At 50.1% G+C, this 17,881-nt stretch carries 17 protein-coding genes; 13 read left to right on the plus strand and 4 right to left on the minus strand.

Annotated features, from left to right (window positions below; all coding sequences use genetic code 11):
• Positions 1–4 precede the first annotated feature (4 nt).
• The 9 genes from pfkB (at position 5) to GC128_RS08955 (ending at position 8,817) form a co-directional block, all read left to right on the plus strand.
• On the plus strand, positions 5–919 hold the full coding sequence (gene pfkB / locus GC128_RS08915; RefSeq protein ID WP_151994251.1) for a 1-phosphofructokinase: 915 nt from the start codon (positions 5–7) through the stop codon (positions 917–919).
• A gap of 24 nt (positions 920–943) precedes the next feature.
• Positions 944–2,374: a PTS fructose transporter subunit IIC gene (locus GC128_RS08920; protein WP_151994000.1), complete on the plus strand. Its 1,431-nt coding sequence runs from the start codon at positions 944–946 to the stop codon at positions 2,372–2,374.
• Positions 2,361–3,170 carry an HPr family phosphocarrier protein gene (locus GC128_RS08925; RefSeq protein ID WP_151994001.1) on the plus strand — a complete coding sequence of 270 codons (810 nt, stop codon included), beginning with the start codon at positions 2,361–2,363 and terminating at the stop codon, positions 3,168–3,170. The genes GC128_RS08920 and GC128_RS08925 overlap by 14 nt, the downstream gene beginning before the upstream one ends.
• Positions 3,171–3,378: 208 nt before the next feature.
• Entirely contained in the window at positions 3,379–4,650 is a 1,272-nt protein-coding gene (gatZ, locus tag GC128_RS08930; protein WP_151994002.1) for a tagatose-bisphosphate aldolase subunit GatZ, read from the plus strand.
• Positions 4,651–4,659: 9 nt separating this feature from the next.
• Positions 4,660–5,124, plus strand: coding sequence for a PTS galactitol transporter subunit IIA (gene gatA / locus GC128_RS08935; RefSeq protein WP_151994003.1), 465 nt, complete (start codon positions 4,660–4,662; stop codon positions 5,122–5,124).
• Positions 5,125–5,147: 23 nt separating this feature from the next.
• Positions 5,148–5,432 carry a PTS galactitol transporter subunit IIB gene (gene gatB, locus GC128_RS08940; protein ID WP_151994004.1) on the plus strand — a complete coding sequence of 95 codons (285 nt, stop codon included), beginning with the start codon at positions 5,148–5,150 and terminating at the stop codon, positions 5,430–5,432.
• A 4-nt stretch (positions 5,433–5,436) separates the two neighbouring features.
• On the plus strand, positions 5,437–6,816 hold the full coding sequence (locus GC128_RS08945) for a galactitol-specific PTS transporter subunit IIC (protein WP_151994005.1): 1,380 nt from the start codon (positions 5,437–5,439) through the stop codon (positions 6,814–6,816).
• 45 nt (positions 6,817–6,861) lie between these two features.
• Positions 6,862–7,905 carry a galactitol-1-phosphate 5-dehydrogenase gene (gatD, locus tag GC128_RS08950; protein WP_151994006.1) on the plus strand — a complete coding sequence of 348 codons (1,044 nt, stop codon included), beginning with the start codon at positions 6,862–6,864 and terminating at the stop codon, positions 7,903–7,905.
• Between the two features lie 138 nt (positions 7,906–8,043).
• A complete protein-coding gene (locus GC128_RS08955) occupies positions 8,044–8,817 on the plus strand; it encodes a DeoR/GlpR family DNA-binding transcription regulator (protein ID WP_151994007.1) in 774 nt (257 codons plus the stop codon).
• Between the two features lie 38 nt (positions 8,818–8,855).
• Here GC128_RS08955 and GC128_RS08960 read toward each other — a convergent pair whose 3' ends face one another.
• Positions 8,856–9,503, minus strand: a complete 648-nt coding sequence (locus GC128_RS08960) for a hypothetical protein (protein WP_193216237.1) — start codon at positions 9,501–9,503, stop codon at positions 8,856–8,858.
• A gap of 112 nt (positions 9,504–9,615) precedes the next feature.
• Entirely contained in the window at positions 9,616–10,482 is an 867-nt protein-coding gene (gene rsmI, locus GC128_RS08965; RefSeq protein ID WP_064515879.1) for a 16S rRNA (cytidine(1402)-2'-O)-methyltransferase, read from the minus strand.
• A 62-nt stretch (positions 10,483–10,544) separates the two neighbouring features.
• On the opposite strand from rsmI, the gene GC128_RS08970 reads away from it, so the two are divergent.
• Genes GC128_RS08970 through dolP form a run of 4 tightly spaced genes read left to right on the plus strand, consistent with a single transcriptional unit; the run spans position 10,545 to position 14,168 of the window.
• Entirely contained in the window at positions 10,545–12,620 is a 2,076-nt protein-coding gene (locus tag GC128_RS08970; RefSeq protein WP_151994008.1) for a penicillin-binding protein activator, read from the plus strand.
• Positions 12,578–12,973 (plus strand): YraN family protein, encoded by a 396-nt coding sequence (locus GC128_RS08975; protein ID WP_151994009.1) that lies wholly within the window; start codon positions 12,578–12,580, stop codon positions 12,971–12,973. The genes GC128_RS08970 and GC128_RS08975 overlap by 43 nt, the downstream gene beginning before the upstream one ends.
• 19 nt (positions 12,974–12,992) lie before the next feature.
• Positions 12,993–13,583, plus strand: coding sequence for a DnaA initiator-associating protein DiaA (gene diaA / locus GC128_RS08980; protein ID WP_034461282.1), 591 nt, complete (start codon positions 12,993–12,995; stop codon positions 13,581–13,583).
• A gap of 9 nt (positions 13,584–13,592) precedes the next feature.
• Positions 13,593–14,168 carry a division/outer membrane stress-associated lipid-binding lipoprotein gene (gene dolP, locus GC128_RS08985; protein ID WP_151994010.1) on the plus strand — a complete coding sequence of 192 codons (576 nt, stop codon included), beginning with the start codon at positions 13,593–13,595 and terminating at the stop codon, positions 14,166–14,168.
• 673 nt (positions 14,169–14,841) lie between these two features.
• On the opposite strand, the gene GC128_RS08990 is transcribed toward dolP, so the two are convergent.
• Both GC128_RS08990 and GC128_RS08995 read right to left on the minus strand, forming a co-directional pair.
• Complete coding sequence (locus GC128_RS08990) at positions 14,842–16,752, minus strand: BglG family transcription antiterminator (RefSeq protein WP_151994011.1); 1,911 nt, start codon at positions 16,750–16,752, stop codon at positions 14,842–14,844.
• Between the two features lie 15 nt (positions 16,753–16,767).
• Positions 16,768–17,874 carry a lactonase family protein gene (locus GC128_RS08995; protein WP_151994012.1) on the minus strand — a complete coding sequence of 369 codons (1,107 nt, stop codon included), beginning with the start codon at positions 17,872–17,874 and terminating at the stop codon, positions 16,768–16,770.
• Between the last annotated feature and the right edge of the window lie 7 nt (positions 17,875–17,881).

Raw genomic sequence — 17,881 nt, forward strand, 5'->3', positions numbered from 1 at the left:
TACTGTGATTTATACACTGACTCTCAACACAGCTATCGACATGAACATTTTTACCGACCCCATTGCCCCGGAGGTGGTGAACCGGACTCACCACACGGAGTATTGCCCTAATGGAAAAGGGGTTAACGTCGCGCTGATATTGAATCACTTTAAAAACCCCGCGCACGTGCTCGGTATCTTCGGTGGTTTTACTGGGCGCTATATCGTTGAGGAGCTACACAAAAAAAGAATAGGCATCACACCTGCCTGGGTAGAAGAACCTACCAGAATTAATATTTTTATTAATGATGGTACACATGAATATAAATTAGTTAATCCTGGCTCTTATATTAATGACGACTGCAAACAGCAAATTATCAATACGATTTCACAGTTAAATGATGCCAGGCACCTGGTCATAAGTGGAAGTTTACCGCAAGGCATAGAAAGTAGTTTTTACGCTGAGATAATGACTTTGTGCCAGAAGAAAAAAATCAATGTCATTCTGGATATTAGCCACCCGGTATTACGTCAGCTTCTGGAATTCAAACCGCTATTGATTAAGCCAAATGATGAAGAAGTGGCGGAGATATTCGGTTTATCTGTCACCAATCATCAGCAAGCCAAAGCAGCACTGGCTGAAATGCACGCACTGGGTGCACAGAATATTTTGCTGACGCTTGGCGCACGGGGAATGTATTTCTCTAATGGAAGTCGCTGTTGGTTTTGTACCGCCCCAGCCATTGAGCTGGTGAGTTCTGCCTGCGCGGGTGATGCTGCCCTGGCTGCGTTTCTCAGTATTTGGCTAAACCGCAATGATATTGAAAGTGCTTTAGCACTCGCTAGTGCAACGGGAGCCGATGTAGCAAGCTCCGCGGGATTAGGTAAGCTCAACGCAATCATGACTTTGCTACCTCATATCAAGGTCGAACAACTGTAGACATAAACTTATATAGGTCTGCTTATGAAAAAAATAATCGCGGTTACCGGCTGCCCTACCGGTATTGCTCATACTTTTATGGCTGAAGAAGCATTAAAGCATGCAGCAAAGAAACTCTCAGTCGATATTAAAGTAGAAACAAACGGAGCGAGCGGCGTAGAAAATGCAATTCTTCCAGAAGATTTAATCGGCATAGCGGGTGTCATTATTGCTGCGGATAAAGACGTTAATCCCGATAGATTTAATGGACTGCCCGTAATTGAAGTTCCCGTTAAAGAAGCTATTCACCATCCCGTAGATTTAATAAATAAAATTCTTAATGGTGAGGTGACTGTAAGACAAGGAGAAAAAAGCACTTCAGCACAACCGATGGAAAAAGAATCCTTCGGCCGTCAGACTTATAAACATCTGATGAGTGGTGTATCGAATATGCTACCGTTTGTGGTCGCTGGAGGGATATTAATCGCTATCTCATTTTTATGGGGTATATATTCAGCCGATCCGAAATCCGTTGAATATAACGCCATTGCAGCCATGTTGATGAAAATCGGCCAACAGGCCTTTTCGATTATGGTGCCAGTGTTCACTGCTTATATTGCCTACTCGATTTCTGGCAGACCTGGCATGGTGGCAGGTTTTGTCGGCGGGCTGTTGGCGAACGCCACAGGCGCAGGTTTTCTAGGCGGCATTATTGCAGGCTTCGCAGCTGGTTATTTAATGTTATGGGTGAAAAATCTTCTCGCTGGTTTACCACGGCAGTATGAAGGGCTGAAGTCGATTTTTATTATGCCGCTGATTGGCGTGCTGGTGATTGGCGTATTAATGGTACTGCTCGGTCAACCTATCGCCGCTATTAATAACGGTATGATGAACTGGCTTGCTTCATTACAGGACTCCAACCCTATCCTGCTGGGTATTGTAGTTGGCGCGATGTGCTCCTTTGACTTTGGCGGCCCAGTGAACAAAGCCGCGTATGTGACCGGCACTTTACTGCTTGGACAGGGGAATTACTTCTTTATGGCAGGAGTTTCCGCTGCCTGCATTACCCCACCGTTGGTGATAGCCCTGGCCACAACCTTCTTCCCGAAAGGCTTTAGTGAAGAAGAGCGCGCCGCAGGGATGGTGAACTACATTCTCGGCTGCACGCATATCACCGAAGGCGCGATTCCTTTTGCGGCAAAAGATCCACTGCGCGTGATCCCGATGATGATGATTGCCTCAAGTGTTTCCGCAGTACTGAGCTATAGCCTGCATATTCAGGTTCCGGCACCACACGGTGGATTCCTGATCCTACCGTTAGTGAGCAAACCCCTGGCATGGGTGCTTTGTATTCTGGCTGGTTCAGCCTGTGGCGCGATAATGCTTGGCAGTTGGCGTTTATGGTTGATGCGCAAACATCCTGCCAATCCAGCTGAAATTCAGGTGCAACAAGGAGGCCAAAATGCAGCTCTGTGAACAGGATATTTACATTAGCAACGAGCCAGCAGATAAGACATTGGCGTTGAAATACGTCGCTCAAAGTTTGGTAGAAGCAGGCCATACCACCAGCGACTATCTGAGCGGGATGCTGGTGCGGGAATCACAAATTTCGACTTACCTTGGCAATGGCATTGCCATTCCACATGGCACGCCAGAAACTCGCGATGCCGTACTCAACACTGGTGTGAAAGTGATTGTGTTTCGTCACGGAGTTGACTGGGAAGACGGGAATGTTGCGCATGTGGTGGTCGGAATTGCCGCGAGGTCTAATGAACACTTGGATATTTTGCGCCAACTTACCCACGCATTAAGTGACGACAGCGTTCCTGCGGCCATTGCACAATCCAAAACGCCCGCCGATATTCTGGCGATTCTTAATGGTCAGGCGTTAATCGAAGATGAACCCGAAACCTTGCCAGGAGGCGAGCAAGCAACGTTTCTGATTCATAACCCACACGGCCTGCACGCCAGGCCAAGCGCTGTTCTGGTTAAAACTGTTAAGCAATTTGAAAGCGATATCACGGTTGAAAGTCTTGATGCCCAATCCAGAACGGTTGATGCTAAAAACTTGATGCGTGTCGTTTCGCTTGGCGTTAAGAGTGGCCAAAGACTGCGATTCATTGCGCGGGGAATTGATGCCAAACAAGCCCTTAATACCATTGGTGAGGCCATTGCCAGCGGCTTAGGAGAAGTCGCCACGCTACCCGCCACGCCTGCACCAGAACGAGCCGCTGACTTGAAGCGAAGTTGGCTAACCCGTTTGTTTAACTAACAATCACTTTCGATTTAAGCGTTCAGTTGCTTCCGGTAACTGAACGTTTTCTTACGTCTCAACACGCCCAAAAACCACAAGCACTTGAATAATATAATCAAATTCTTATTAAGGAATATTTATCAGACATTGATCACGAAAGTGAATAATGATCTTTGCTCTCAATTCAAAACATAACGAAAATAAACAAAAGAAAACGGAGGTTGAGATGAAAGAGATTATTGCACGTCATAAATCGGGTGAGCATATTGGTATCTGTTCTGTGTGCTCGGCACACCCACTGGTGATTGAAGCTGCTCTGCGCTTCGATCTGGAAAGTGACAGAAAAGTGCTTATCGAGGCCACATCAAATCAGGTCAATCAATTTGGTGGGTATACCGGTATGCAGCCTGCGGATTTTCGTGATTTTGTCTATCAGATTGCCAATGAAGTTGGCTTTCCCCATGAACGCATCATCCTCGGCGGCGATCACCTGGGGCCAAACTGCTGGCAGGATCAACCTGCCGAAGAAGCGATGGAAAAATCTATCGCCTTGATCAAAGCCTATGTCGCCGCAGGATTTAGCAAGATTCACCTGGACGCGTCGATGTCCTGCGCAGACGACGCAGTACCGCTCGATCCGCAAATAGTCGCAAATCGTGCCGCCCTGCTTTGCCAGGCAGCCGAGCAAACGGCAACGGACGAACAAAAAAAGCATCTGACTTACGTGATTGGCACCGAAGTACCTGTTCCAGGTGGTGAGTCCAGCGCTATAGAAGGCGTGCATGTTACGCGTGAAAGTGACGCCGCGAATACAGTCGATACACATCGCCTGGCTTTTGCAGCGTTAGGGCTAGAAAAAGCGCTGGAACGCGTGATCGCGATAGTTGTGCAACCTGGAGTGGAATTTGATCATACCCAGGTTATTCACTATCAACCCCAGGAAGCTGAAGCGTTGTCCGCATGGATCAAGAAAACACCGCTGGTTTACGAGGCTCACTCTACGGATTACCAGTCACGTAAAGCCTATCGGGAATTAGTACAAGATCACTTTGCGATACTGAAAGTAGGCCCTGCGCTAACTTTCGCTTTGCGCGAAGCAATTTTTGCGCTGGCCAAGATTGAAAGTGAACTGGTGGCGCCGGAAAAACGCAGTCAGGTTTTACAGGTCATTGATGAAGTCATGCTTAATGAACCCAACTATTGGAAGAAGTATTACCACCCAACGTTTAGCCAGGCGATGGTGGATATCCACTTCAGTCTTTCTGATCGTATGCGTTATTACTGGCCGCACCCGCGCATTCGCCAGAGCGTTGAAAACCTTGTCACCAATTTGAGCGCTATCGCCATTCCTCTGGGGTTGTTGAGCCAGTATTTACCCGTGCAATTCGAGCGAGTGATGACACAACAGTTGCTCGCCACACCGAATAACCTAATCCTGGACAAAATTCAGGATGTGCTGCGCGCTTATCGTTATGGCTGCTCACTTTCTGCTGCCTGAGGAACCACTATGACTCAAATATTTGTACGTACCGGCATTCATTTCGCAGATTGCGAAGCTGCACTGCAACACATCGGTGTAGAGATGCTGGCAAAAGGTGTCGTGCACGAAAGCTACCCGAAGGCTCTGCTCGAAAGAGAAGCCATTTTCCCAACAGGGATCGCACTGGAATGCCATGCCGTTGCTATCCCGCATTGCGAAGCCATACACGCTAAAACTCCGGCGATTTATCTGATTCGTCCTGATGAACCAGTGCGTTTTCAGCGTGCCGATGATGATGACGATATTCCAGTGACATTGATTATTGCCCTAATTGTCGAAAACCCCGAAGCGCAATTGAAGTTACTCAAGCGCCTATTTAGTGAGCTGCAAAACCCAGAAGTGATGGATTCGCTATTAGCAGCACCGTCATCACAACTGGGCGAATTATTCCGAAACACTCTACTCGAACCGCAAATGAGCGCGGCTTCGTAAGCATAATAAGACGGAGATACCCTATGAAACGTAAAGTAATTGTTGCCTGTGGCGGGGCTGTTGCAACTTCCACAATGGCAGCTGAAGAAATTAAAGAACTCTGTGAAGCCCACAGTATTCAACTCGATTTAGTGCAATGCCGAGTGACCGAAATCGAAACCTATATGGACGGTGCAGATCTCATCTGCACGACCGCCCGTGTCGACAGAACTTTTGGCGATATTCCGGTGGTACACGGAATGCCATTTATCTCCGGCGTAGGTATCGAAGCATTGCAGCAGAAAATTCTCACCATCCTCGCGGAGTAGAGCCATGTTTAGCGAAATCATGCGTTACATCCTCGACCTTGGTCCCACCGTTATGCTGCCGGTAGTGATCATCATCTTCTCGAAACTGCTGGGAATGAAACTTGGGGACTGCTTTAAATCCGGCCTGCATATAGGTATCGGTTTTGTTGGCATCGGGTTGGTGATTGGTCTGATGCTCGATTCTATTGGGCCTGCGGCAAAGGCTATGGCCGAACAATTTCAAATAAACCTTCACGTTGTCGATGTGGGCTGGCCTGGTTCATCGCCAATGACATGGGCATCGCAAATCGCGTTGGTCGCTATTCCCATTGCCATTGCGGTTAACGTGTTAATGCTTGTCACCCGTATGACGCGTGTGGTGAACGTTGATATCTGGAATATCTGGCATATGACTTTCACCGGTGCGCTGGTGCATCTTGCGACAGGATCTTACTGGCTAGGGATTCTAGGTGTTGTGATTCATGCTGCGTTCGTTTACAAGCTCGGTGATTGGTTTGCCAAGGATACGCGAGATTACTTTGAGCTTGATGGTATCGCCATTCCACATGGCTCCTCGGCCTATCTGGGGCCAATTGCGGTACTGGTCGATACCATCATTGAAAAAATCCCAGGCCTGAACCGTATTCATTTCAGCGCGGACGATATCCAAAAGCGATTCGGTCCATTCGGCGAGCCAGTTACAGTCGGCTTTATTATGGGGATTGTGATTGGTGTGCTGGCGGGTTATGACGCTAAAGGTGTATTGCAACTGGCAGTGAAAACAGCAGCGGTTATGCTGCTTATGCCACGCGTGATCAAACCTATTATGGATGGTTTAACCCCCATCGCGAAGCACGCCAGGAAACGCCTGCAAGCCAAATTTGGTAGCCAGGAGTTTTTGATTGGTTTAGACCCGGCGCTGCTGCTCGGCCATACCTCTGTCGTTTCAGCAAGCCTGATCTTTATCCCGCTGACAATCCTTATTGCAGTGTTGGTTCCAGGAAATCAGGTCTTGCCATTTGGTGACCTGGCAACCATCGGTTTCTTTGTCGCTATGGCAGTCGCAGTGCATCAGGGAAACCTGTTCCGCACGCTGATTTCTGGCTCCATCATCATGGCTATCACTCTGTGGATTGCCACGCAAACCATCGGTCTTCATACGCAACTTGCAGCAAATGCTGGCGCGCTGAAAGCGGGAGGCATGGTGGCCTCAATGGATCAGGGCGGCTCGCCAATTACCTGGCTGCTTATCCAACTGCTGACCTGGCAAAACATAGTCGGATTCTGCGTGATTGGTGCAATTTACTTCACTGGCGTACTGCTCACCTGGCGCCGTGCACGCAATTTTGTGGCTCAGGAGAAGGCTCTGCTTTCTGAGAACAAACCAGCCAGTTCCGCTTTGTAAACCTTCGGGGGGCCGCGGCTCCCCACTTCCTTTCTGGAGTTCATTATGAAATCAGTGGTTATCCATGCTGAGGGCGAGATACGCGTTGAAGAACAGCCAATACCTCACCTTCATGAAGATGACGAAGTGCTAGTACGTATTCATTGGTCAGGATTGTGCGGCTCTGACATTCCACGTGTGTTCCACAATGGCGCACATTTTTACCCAATAACGCTCGGTCATGAATTCAGCGGTATCGTGGAGCAATGTGGTAATGGCATAGAAGATTTACAGCCCGGTGATGCGGTAGCCTGCGTGCCGTTGCTGCCCTGTTTTAAATGCCCTGAATGCCAACGCAGTTATTTCTCGCTTTGTAAAAACTACTCTTTTGTCGGATCGCGCAGCGACGGTGGAAATGCCGAGTTTATCGTCATGAAACGCGCAAATATATTCCCACTGCCGAAAGGTATGACGCTTGCGGACGGCGCTTTCCTTGAACCCATTACGGTGGGTCTACACGCCTTTCATTTGGTTAACGGCTGTGAAGGCAAAAATGTGGTGGTGATTGGGGCAGGAACTATTGGTCTGCTGGCTTTACAGTGTGCTGCCGCATTGGGCGCGCGATCGGTAACCGCCATTGATATTAATCAGGAAAAGCTAGATCTCGCTTTACAACTTGGCGCAACTCAAGCATTTAACAGCAAGGAGAAGAGTGCTGCCGAAATTCGTGAACTGATGCGGGAAATGCGTTTTGATCAATTGGTGCTGGAAACGGCTGGCGCGCCACAAACTGTTGAGCTGGCAATTGATATAGCCGGGCCACGCGCGCAACTTGCCCTGGTGGGAACGCTGCATAACGATCTCAATCTGCCTTCAGCATTGTTTGGGCAAATCCTGCGTAAAGAAATGAGCATTACCGGCAGTTGGATGAACTATTCCGGGCCGTGGCCAGGAGAAGAATGGCGAACAGCCGCACGCTTGCTGGCTGAGAAAAAAATTAAGCTTGAACCACTCATCGCGCACGTTGGCGAGCCAGAAAGCTACGCTGCCGCAGTGAAGGCTTTAGGTGGAAAACCCATGAATGGCAAAATCATGCTGAAGCTCGCATGATTTTAGGGCGGAGAATGCTCGCGCTAATCCGCCCAATCATTTTCGAGCCATGACTCACACATTATTTCGAAATTCAGCGTTCCTCTTTCATATCCCTTTCGTTTACACTGAGTGGAGTTAATTATCAGGCAAATCAAGATGAACTCCTTTGAAAGACGCAACAAAATAGTCGACATAGTCAATTCTCAAGGCAGTGCGCTGGTACTCGATCTTTCGAATTCTTTTGGGATCTCGGAAGTTACGATCCGCGCTGATCTGCGCATGCTGGAAGAAAAAGGGTTAGTCACACGATTCCATGGCGGGGCTGCCCGCCCAGGTAGTTATCTGATGGATGCTGAAAACCAAGAAGTTATTCTGGAAGACCGCTACCAACTCGCTAAAGATCCCAAAAAGCGTATAGCAGATGCCGCCGTTAACATGGTTGATGACGGTATGACGGTCATACTCGACAGCGGCAGCACCACACTACTTATTGCCGAAGCTCTACTGAAAAAATCCAATATCACCGTCATCACCAACAGTCTTCCAGCTGCGTTTGCACTTTCGGAAAATCAAGATATTACACTGGTCGTATGCGGCGGCACTGTACGCCATAAAACACACTCCATGCATGGAACACTTGCAGAGCATTCGTTTCAAGGTATCAGTGCCGACGTAATGTTCGTGGGTGCGGACGGTATGGATATGACTAACGGCATCACAACATTTAATGAAGGTTATTCTATCAGCGCCGTCATGGCTGCAGCGGCTCATCGAGTTGTCGCCGTACTGGATGCGACCAAATTCAATCGTCGCGGATTTAACCAGGTACTGCCTCTTGAGCAGATCAACTGTGTGATTACCGATGAAAGTATTCGCGTAGAAGACAAAAAAGCGCTGGAGAAAAGCCAGGTTGAAGTAGTGATTGTTTAGCTTTAATTCGATGATTAAAAACCCGCGAATGCGGGTTTTTAATTTGCAGAGATTAGCGTCTCGATTTTGCGCTTATCTTCAGCAATCCGCACGATACCAAAATGCTCAACATCTGGATGAACACTCCAGATTTTTTCTTCTGGGATGCTGATCCCATCATAAATAGCTTTCGTCCCGTCAAAAGGGAAAAAGAGGCCTGCATCGGAGTCAAGAATGAATACGGACAGAGCATTCGAATTTTTCGCAATCTTCTGCCACAAAGCTTTCCCGCCTTCATACTGCGTATTATCACTCATTAAAATGACACCGCATTTTAGAACCAAAGCTTCATATAATTGCGTAGCGAAACCCAGTTCCTGATAGCGCCTATCAACACAAACGCCTTCCACTTGAAGTACGCTTGAATCTTCCCAGAACCGCTCTACTGAAATGACATTATCGCCAATAGCTTTTTGGTTGTTCAATTCCAACATAGCAACGGCAACATGCCGGGGCTCGCCACTCACATCTTCTAATTCAGCTTTCACAATAGAAGCGCGAGGTGTTTTTTTATCGAAGATAATAAGGTAACGCTTTTCAGCGATGGTTATTTCTTCAATCACTTCAAACGAACGCGCAATCGCTGAGGCACTATAAGAAAGAGGCATCACTATCATGTTTGAATCCCCACGAATCAACACCGGCATAATTTGCTCATCCTGAACAGACTAAAGTATGAGCAAACTACCATCGCTTATTTAAACCACACTAACAATAGTGATACCTGTAATGAAAGAGTGCGAGCATGCTCGGAAAACGCTATTTCTCGCTGTTTTCTAAGGCATATTTATACAGCGCATTTTTCTTCACGCCGTGAATTTCAGCCGCCAGTGCTGCAGCCTTTTTCAGCGGCAGTTCCGTTTGCAGGAGTGCCAGCGTGCGCAGCGCATCGGCTGGCAGCGCGTCATCTACAGGGGCTTTGAAGCCTTCGACAATCAACACCATCTCGCCTTTGCGGCGGTTTTCGTCTTCTTTAACCCAGGCAGCCAACTCACCAATCGGTGCGCCGTGAATCGATTCCCAGGTTTTCGTCAGCTCGCGCGCCAGCACCACATAGCGTGATTCACCAAGCACAGCGCATATATCGTCTAAACTATCGAGCAGGCGATGCGTAGACTCATAGAAGATGAGCGTACGGGGTTCTTGCTCAATGGCTTTTAGTGCATCACGACGGCCTTTGGATTTTGCAGGAAGAAAACCTTCGTAGCAGAAGCGGTCAGAAGGCAAACCCGCTGCACTTAATGCAGCAATCGCGGCACACGGGCCTGGCAGCGGCACCACGCGAATACCTGCTTCGCGGCACGCACGCACCAGATGGTAACCAGGATCGTTAATTAATGGCGTTCCTGCATCAGACACGAGCGCGATGCTTTGCCCTTCTTGCAACTTTGCCAGCAGGGTTTCTGCTTTTTGTTGCTCGTTATGATCATGCAATGCGAACATCCGCGCATTAATCGCAAAATGTTGCAGCAGCAAACCGGTATGGCGAGTATCTTCGGCGGCAATCAGGTCAACGCTTTGCAACACGGCTAATGCCCGCTGTGTGATATCGCCGAGGTTACCGATGGGTGTCGGAACGATGTAGAGCGTGCTGGCAGAAATAGCCGCCGTTTCGAGTTGTTTCATTGTTTCATCCGTATTGCCGATTTAATATTGAACACTGAGATAAAAATTACACTGGATACAGAATGGTACCGTCTAAATTTATTCGTTCTAAAGCCGGGCGTTGTCTGCCTGTTATGTTGGCCGCGCTAATATTCGCCGGCTGTACAACTAAAGCACCAGACCAGTCTGCTGCCCATATTCAGGGCGAGGCGACTGCTGATTCAGCGTATTACCTGCAACAAATGCAGCAAAGTAGCGATGATAGCAAGACCACCTGGCAATTACTCGCCATTCATGCGCTGTTAAAAGAAGGCAAAACTCAGCAAGCTGTTGATCTCTACAATCAACTGCCAAAAGAGATGAATGAAGAACAGGTGCGTGAGCAGAAGTTACTGGCAGTCGAGGTGAAAGTTGCCCAGAAGGATTTTGCTGACGCCAACACGCGCCTGAGCAAAATCGAGCTTTCTACACTCAATAAAAACCAGCAGACTCGCTACTACCAGGCGGTTATCGACGCAAGCCAGAACCGCCCGTCGCTTGGCCTGCTGCGCGCGTATATTGCACAAGAGCCAATGCTGACTGGCCCTGCGCATCAGAAGAATATCGATGGTACATGGCAGGCACTGTCTCAGATGATCCCGGAGCAGATGAATTCGCTGGTCATTAATGCCGACGAAAACACGCTGCAAGGCTGGCTGGATCTGCAACGCGTCTGGAACGACAACCGTAACGATCCCGAAATGCTGAAAGCCGGTATTAAAGACTGGCAAACGCGTTACCCGCAAAACCCAGGTGCGAAAACACTGCCAGCTCAGCTCAGTAATATGCAGAATTACAAACCTGCCTCTACTGAAAAAATCGCACTGTTGCTGCCATTAAGTGGCCAGGCCGCTGTATTTGGTCGCACTATCCAGCAAGGTTTTGAAGCGGCGAAAAATATGGGCTCCGCGCCAGTCGCACAAACTACGGCTCCGGCGCAGGTTGCTGATACCAACGGGCAGCCTGTTGACACCACTCAGGCCGCATTGCCGAAACCCGCAGATCCAAATATGGTCGCAAGCCCGGCGGCGGCATCGGTTGATGATTTAACTCAACAGCCTGATGCAACGCCAGCAGCTCCGGCCCCGCAAGCGGCTCCACAAACACAGCCAGCTGCAGCTGCAGCAGCTCCTGCCAATCCGTCTGCGGAAGTTAAAGTCTACGACACCACCACACAACCGCTGGCTCAGATACTCGCTCAGGCCCAGCAAGATGGCGCAACGATTGTTGTCGGCCCATTGCTTAAAAACAACGTCGATCAGTTAGCAACAACAACTTCCCCGCTGAATATCCTGGCGCTTAACCAACCTGAAAACGTGCAGAACCGTGCAAATATCTGCTATTTCGCCCTGTCGCCAGAAGACGAAGCGCGTGATGCAGCCGATCATATCTGGCAGCAAGGCCATCGTGCCCCGCTGTTGTTGGTTCCGCGTAGCGCCCTTGGCGACCGCGTCACTAAAGCTTTTGCCGATGAATGGTTGAAACTCGGTGGTGGCACGGTACTACAGCAAAAGTTCGGTTCAACGGCTGAGCTAAAACAAGGGATTAACAGCGGTTCAGGTATCGCGCTGAGCGGCACTCCGGTTAATGCCGCAGCCGCTCAACCGGAAGCTGTGACCATTGGTGGGCTGACAATTCCTGCTCCACCAACAGAGGCACAAATTACGGGTGGTACATCCGGTGGCGTAGATGCAGCCTACATCGTTGCAACGTCTGACGAAGTCGCATTGATCAAACCAATGATCGCCATGCGTACCGGCAGCCGCAGCCCAGCGCAACTATATGCCAGTTCGCGTAGCTCTCAGGGTGTAAGTGGCCCGGATTTCCGTCTGGAAATGGAAGGTTTGCAGTTCAGTGAAATCCCGATGCTTGCCGGCAACAATCCATCGCTGATGCAGCAAGCACTGGGTAGCGTGAATAACGATTACTCACTGGCACGTCTTTACGCCATGGGCGTGGACGCGTGGTCACTGGCAAATCACTTCTCTCAAATCCGCCAGGTCCCTGGCTATCAGGTGAATGGCAATACCGGCACGCTTTCTGCAACCCAGGATTGCGTCATTAACAGGAAGTTAAATTGGCTGCAATTCAGTCAAGGTCAAATCGTTCCGGCATCCTGACCCGTCAACAAGCTGGCGCGCGCTACGAATTAGAAGCGCGCCGCTTTCTTGAACGCAATGGACTGCGTTTCATCGCCGCAAACGTCCATTCTCGCGGTGGCGAAATCGACCTCATCATGAAACAAGGCAGCGTTATCGTCTTCGTAGAAGTGCGATACCGCCGCTCAAACCACTTCGGTGATGCAGCCGCAAGCATCACTCGCCGTAAGCAACAAAAATTATTACACACTGCTTCGTATTGGTTAGCCCGCACATCAGGAAGTTTTGATACTGTGGATTGCCGTTTCGATGTGTTAGCCTTCACCGGCAATGAAATAGAGTGGTTAACCAACGCGTTCACCGCAGATGTTTAAAGTAACCAGGTAAACTAACGTGCTCGAAAGAATCAAAGTCTGCTTCACGGAAAGTATTCAAACCCAGATTGCCGCAGCGGAAGCTCTGCCAGATGCTATCTCCCGTGCAGCAATGACACTGGTTCAGTCTCTGCTTAACGGCAATAAAATCCTTTGCTGTGGCAACGGCACGTCTGCGGCCAACGCCCAACATTTTGCCGCCAGTATGATCAATCGCTTTGAAACTGAGCGACCGAGTTTACCTGCCATTGCACTTAATGCTGATAATGTGGTCTTAACCGCGATTGCAAATGATCGTTTACACGAAGAAGTGTATGCCAAACAAGTACGTGCGCTCGGTCAAACCGGTGATGTTTTACTCGCCATTTCGACCCGCGGAAACAGTCGTGATATCGTCAAAGCGGTAGAAGCCGCCGTAACGCGCGATATGACGATTGTTGCACTAACTGGTTACGATGGCGGGGAATTGGCCGGGCTATTAGGGCCACAGGATGTGGAAATTCGCATCCCTTCTCACCGCAGCGCGCGCATTCAGGAAATGCATATGCTGACGGTAAACTGCTTATGCGATCTGATTGATAATACGTTATTCCCTCACCAGGACGATTAAGGAGTACAGATGAAGGCATATAAGCCACTTGCAGTCCTTATTACTGCGCTACTTCTACAAGGTTGTGTTGCTGCCGCAGTCGTGGGTACCGCAGCAGTCGCCACTAAAACGGCGACAGATCCGCGTTCAGTCGGTACTCAGGTTGACGATGGTACGCTGGAATTGCGCGTAAATAGCGCGCTTGGCAAAGACGAGCAAATTAAGAAAGAAACGCGTATCAACGTGAGTGCGTATCAGGGCAAAGTGCTGTTGGTTGGACAGTCGCCTAATTCCGAACTCTCATCGCGTGCCAAACAGATTGCGTTAGGCGTAGATGGCACCACAGAGGTGTATAACGAAATCCGTAACATGGCGCCAATTGGCCTGGGAACGGCGTCTAACGATACCTGGATAACGACCAAAGTGCGCTCTCAACTGCTGGCAAGCGACCAGGTAAAATCGACGAATGTGAAAGTCACTACCGAGAACGGCGAAGTGTTCCTGTTAGGTTTAGTCACTGACAGAGAAGCCAAAGCTGCGGCAGATATTGCCAGCCGCGTCAGCGGTGTGAAGCATGTGACGACTGCGTTTACGATGCTGAAGTAATCCTCCACGGAAGCTGTCTCTTGGTCATCTCTGTGTGAGTCGCGAGACAGTTCCGTTCACCCGATGTTCCGTGTTTCATATAGCCACTGTACCGGTGAACGTCTTAGGGTGGCCGCCGTCACCACCCTAAGAACCCGGACTCCCGGCAAATCAATCGCCGCAAGCGGTAAACCTCCATTTTGCCTCCGTGTCAGGGTCGGTTGCGATTCGTTCCCGACGATCGCGCCCTCCAGCCGTTCCCGACGGCTGGACCCTGCCACCTGGAGTCAAAATGGAGGCGATTGAAGCCGGAACCAAAGGTCAACGTCAAAGGCTAAAAACCACACTGAGCCGGTTTTGACCTTGTTCCCGGTATAAATTGCCCCAGTTTTCTCCATAAGTCAGGGTGGCGCCGTCGGGAACGGCGCCAGTGAGCGATCGTCGGGAACGAGTCGCGAACGACCGTGATGTTGGGGATAAGCTGGGGTTTACCGCGCAGCGGCAATTTAATCACCGGGCGACGGGGTCGCCAGGGGGATGTCGTTATCCCACTGGCACGTTCACCGTTTGCAGGAATGAAAGAGATAACTGAACGCTCGGGTGAACGGAAAATCAACGAGGCTCAAAGATCTCACCCTGACAAAATGCCCGGGTGAGTTGTGACTAAGAGACAACCCCTGCGGGAGAGCCCCCCCTAAAACCGACTCAAACAATCCATTGCCACCGCTTTAAACTCCTCAAAACTCTTACTATCGCGCAAACGCGGCATCGCCCTTTCACGCAGAAACGTGACAAACAGATCGTAAATCGCCATCGCTTCTTCGTACTCGCTTTTACTGATAGCAAGCAAGAAGATGACATGCGCCGTCTCATCTCCCCAGCGAATACCTTGTGGTGCAAGCACTGTGTACACCACGGTTTTGTTCGCCATCAGCCCCAATGAGTGAGGCAGTGCAATCCCCTCGCCCAATACGGTGCTGACGATAGCTTCACGCTCAACCACTGAAGGGTAAAAATCGGCCGCTACATAGCCTTCTCGTTCAAGCTGCTGGCAAAGCATGCTGAACAACTCCTGCTGAGTCATCGGCTCATCAACCACCCGGAAATGGCTGGCATCAAAGAATTTTTCCAGCATGTATGGGCGTGTGCGATCCACCAGCACCAGCTTGCCCAACTGTTCAAGTTGGTACTCTGTCGGGAATGGGGCCACCACCACAGTAGGCTTTTGTTTATCGCTAATGCGCGCCGTGGAAATAACAAAATCCTCTTCCACGTCGTCGAGCTGTTCATAATCGCGCAGGGAAATGATCCGCGTGACCTCAATTTGAGGGTATTTACGCAACAGCATCGCCTGAATCATGCGTACCGTGGAGTTCCCGGTATCGCAAACCAGCAGCACGCGCGGATGGCGCTGATAACCAATGTTGTAGTGCCGCTCAAGTCCCACCCCAATATGTAGCACCAGGAAACCAATTTCGTTTTCGCTGATGACATATGGCGTGTATTTCCCCCAGCTCGACACCGCCGCAAGCGTCATGTCATAAGCCATCGGGTAGTGCTGTTTAATATTGCCTAGCAGGGGATTAGGAATATTTATCTGATAGCGCACACGGGTAATCATAGTTTTGATATGCGTGAGCAAATCAGCATGTAGCTGCTTATCGGTCAGTAGGTTGTAGTTATAGTTGTTGTTGATAAAGCTCAGAATATAATTCACCAGCGCTTCATCGTCGTCAGCACTGATAGCGCTCGCCGCCACCGCTTGCACCTGGCGCGAGGCAATATGAACTTGCAGCCATTGCTCTTCCGCCTCGGAAAGCGCTTTACCAGCAAGCTCCTGTAACAGTACGGTGATTTGTTTTGCGGCTTCACGCACCGCTTCGTCTACATTGTCAGCGCTAAATTCCGGCAGCGGGTAACCCTCACTGATACGGCGAACCGCAACGGCGCAATATAAACGGATAAACTGTTCACCTTCGTCAGTCAGGCGGATACGGCAGCGCGTAAAACAATTGTGCAGTTCTGCCGCCAGTTGTTCTGGCACTCCTGCATTGAGCACTTCTTCAGTCAGCAGTGGATTTTCGCAATCTTCCTGCGTGAGTTTCCAAAGCAGATCGGTCAGACAGGCACGCACCGACATTTCACTGCCAAACAGCTTCATGCCGTGGCGCGGGCGGGTTTCAATCGTCAAGTTGTAGCGTGCCAGCCAATCACGAACCTCAGCCATATCGCTTTGCAATGTCGCACGGCTAACAAACCACTCTTCGGCCAGATCTTCGAGTTTTAAAGAGAAGGCTGACGTCAGAAAACGCACCACTAAATAGTGCACGCGTTCCGGGGAATTACGGGGAATACGCAGCTGACGTGAAGGCTGCTGCTGGAGTTCTTCATACAGCGCTGGGTCTGCAATATTGAGCTGATAACCCGCTCCGCGATTCAGGACAAACTGCGCGCCATGCCCGACCATCAGCGCATTTAAAGCGGTAATATCCGCGCGTACAGTGCGGGTAGAAACGGATAATCGCCGTGCCAGTTCATCCTGGAGCAGCGTCTCGTTTTGCAGCATTTCAAACAGTTGGGCCAGACGTTGGTTTGGGAATCTCACGGCCGTTTCCTTTCGTTAATCGGGTGCAGCACCTGTCAAAACCATCTGTGACGGGCTGCCAACCGCAATGTAATCCTCAACAAAATTCAGTTTTCCAGTCGGCTGCGCCACGCTAAAACGCGCGATGTTATCGCTGCGCTGATTCATTACGTACAGATACTTTTCATTATGGCCGAGCGTTAGCGTGCGCGGGTAATCACCCCGCGTCCAGACGTGCTCCACAAGTTCCAGCCTGCCATTCGCAGCAACGCTAAAATGGCCGATGCTGTTGTGCAAACGGTTCGCAACATACAGCTGTTTCCCGTCTTTGCTCAACACCAGGCCTGACGCAAAGCTAGTGCCCTTGAACCCCTTAGGTAGCGAGGAAATGCTCTCGCCCTCGGTTAGTGTTCCTTTGGCTACATCAAGTTGGTAGTGGGTAAGCGTAGAAGATTCTTCGTTGATCAACCATAAGCCATCACCCTTTGGCGTGAATACAAAATGGCGTGGCCCTGCACCTTGCGATGAGGCGTCAATATAGGGAGGATCGTTTGGCGTGAGCTCGCCGTGGGTTTTATCGAAACGATATTGATAGATCCGATCGAGTCCAAGATCGGTGGTAAAGATGAATTTACCACTCGGATCGGTGGCGATCATATGTGCATGCGGGCCACTGTGGCCGCTGGCCGCAAAACTGCCTTCCACGGCGGCTTCTGGTTTTTTGGCGCCCGCTGGCCCTGCATCCTGTTGAATATCCGTGGCCTGGCCCAGGCTGCCATCGCCCTTGACTGGCAATACGGCAACGGAACCGCTGCCGTAATTCGCCACCAGCAAATGCCGCTCGTCCGGCGTAAGCGTGAGATAGACCGCCCCAGCACCGCCCGATGAAACCTGATTCAGTTCAGTAAGATTGCCATCATCCCCAACACGCAACGCTGCAATCACGCCGTTTTCAGTTTCGCTTGCCACATACAGCGTTTTACCCTCTTTCGAGGCGGTGAGCTGCGCGGCATTCGGCAGTTCACTGACCAGCGTTTTGCGGGTCAGTGCACCGGTTTCGGCATCGACATTAAAACGGTAAATCCCTTCACCATTTGGGTTGTAGGTACCGACCCAGGCGAATTGCGTTTGTGTTGCGGGCATTGATGAT

This window comes from Buttiauxella massiliensis (assembly GCF_902500225.1).
Lineage (GTDB): Bacteria > Pseudomonadota > Gammaproteobacteria > Enterobacterales > Enterobacteriaceae > Buttiauxella > Buttiauxella massiliensis.

Bases quoted from the DNA above. Each gene is read 5' to 3' on its own strand.
- GC128_RS08920 (WP_151994000.1), top strand. From the start codon at position 944: ATGAAAAAAATAATCGCGGTTACCGGCTGCCCTACCGGTATTGCTCAT.
- GC128_RS08925 (WP_151994001.1), top strand. From the start codon at position 2,361: ATGCAGCTCTGTGAACAGGATATTTACATTAGCAACGAGCCAGCAGAT.
- gatZ (WP_151994002.1), top strand. From the start codon at position 3,379: ATGAAAGAGATTATTGCACGTCATAAATCGGGTGAGCATATTGGTATC.
- gatA (WP_151994003.1), top strand. From the start codon at position 4,660: ATGACTCAAATATTTGTACGTACCGGCATTCATTTCGCAGATTGCGAA.
- gatB (WP_151994004.1), top strand. From the start codon at position 5,148: ATGAAACGTAAAGTAATTGTTGCCTGTGGCGGGGCTGTTGCAACTTCC.
- GC128_RS08945 (WP_151994005.1), top strand. From the start codon at position 5,437: ATGTTTAGCGAAATCATGCGTTACATCCTCGACCTTGGTCCCACCGTT.
- gatD (WP_151994006.1), top strand. From the start codon at position 6,862: ATGAAATCAGTGGTTATCCATGCTGAGGGCGAGATACGCGTTGAAGAA.
- GC128_RS08955 (WP_151994007.1), top strand. From the start codon at position 8,044: ATGAACTCCTTTGAAAGACGCAACAAAATAGTCGACATAGTCAATTCT.
- GC128_RS08960 (WP_193216237.1), bottom strand. From the start codon at position 9,503: ATGCCGGTGTTGATTCGTGGGGATTCAAACATGATAGTGATGCCTCTT.
- rsmI (WP_064515879.1), bottom strand. From the start codon at position 10,482: ATGAAACAACTCGAAACGGCGGCTATTTCTGCCAGCACGCTCTACATC.
- GC128_RS08970 (WP_151994008.1), top strand. From the start codon at position 10,545: ATGGTACCGTCTAAATTTATTCGTTCTAAAGCCGGGCGTTGTCTGCCT.
- dolP (WP_151994010.1), top strand. From the start codon at position 13,593: ATGAAGGCATATAAGCCACTTGCAGTCCTTATTACTGCGCTACTTCTA.
- GC128_RS08995 (WP_151994012.1), bottom strand. From the start codon at position 17,874: ATGCCCGCAACACAAACGCAATTCGCCTGGGTCGGTACCTACAACCCA.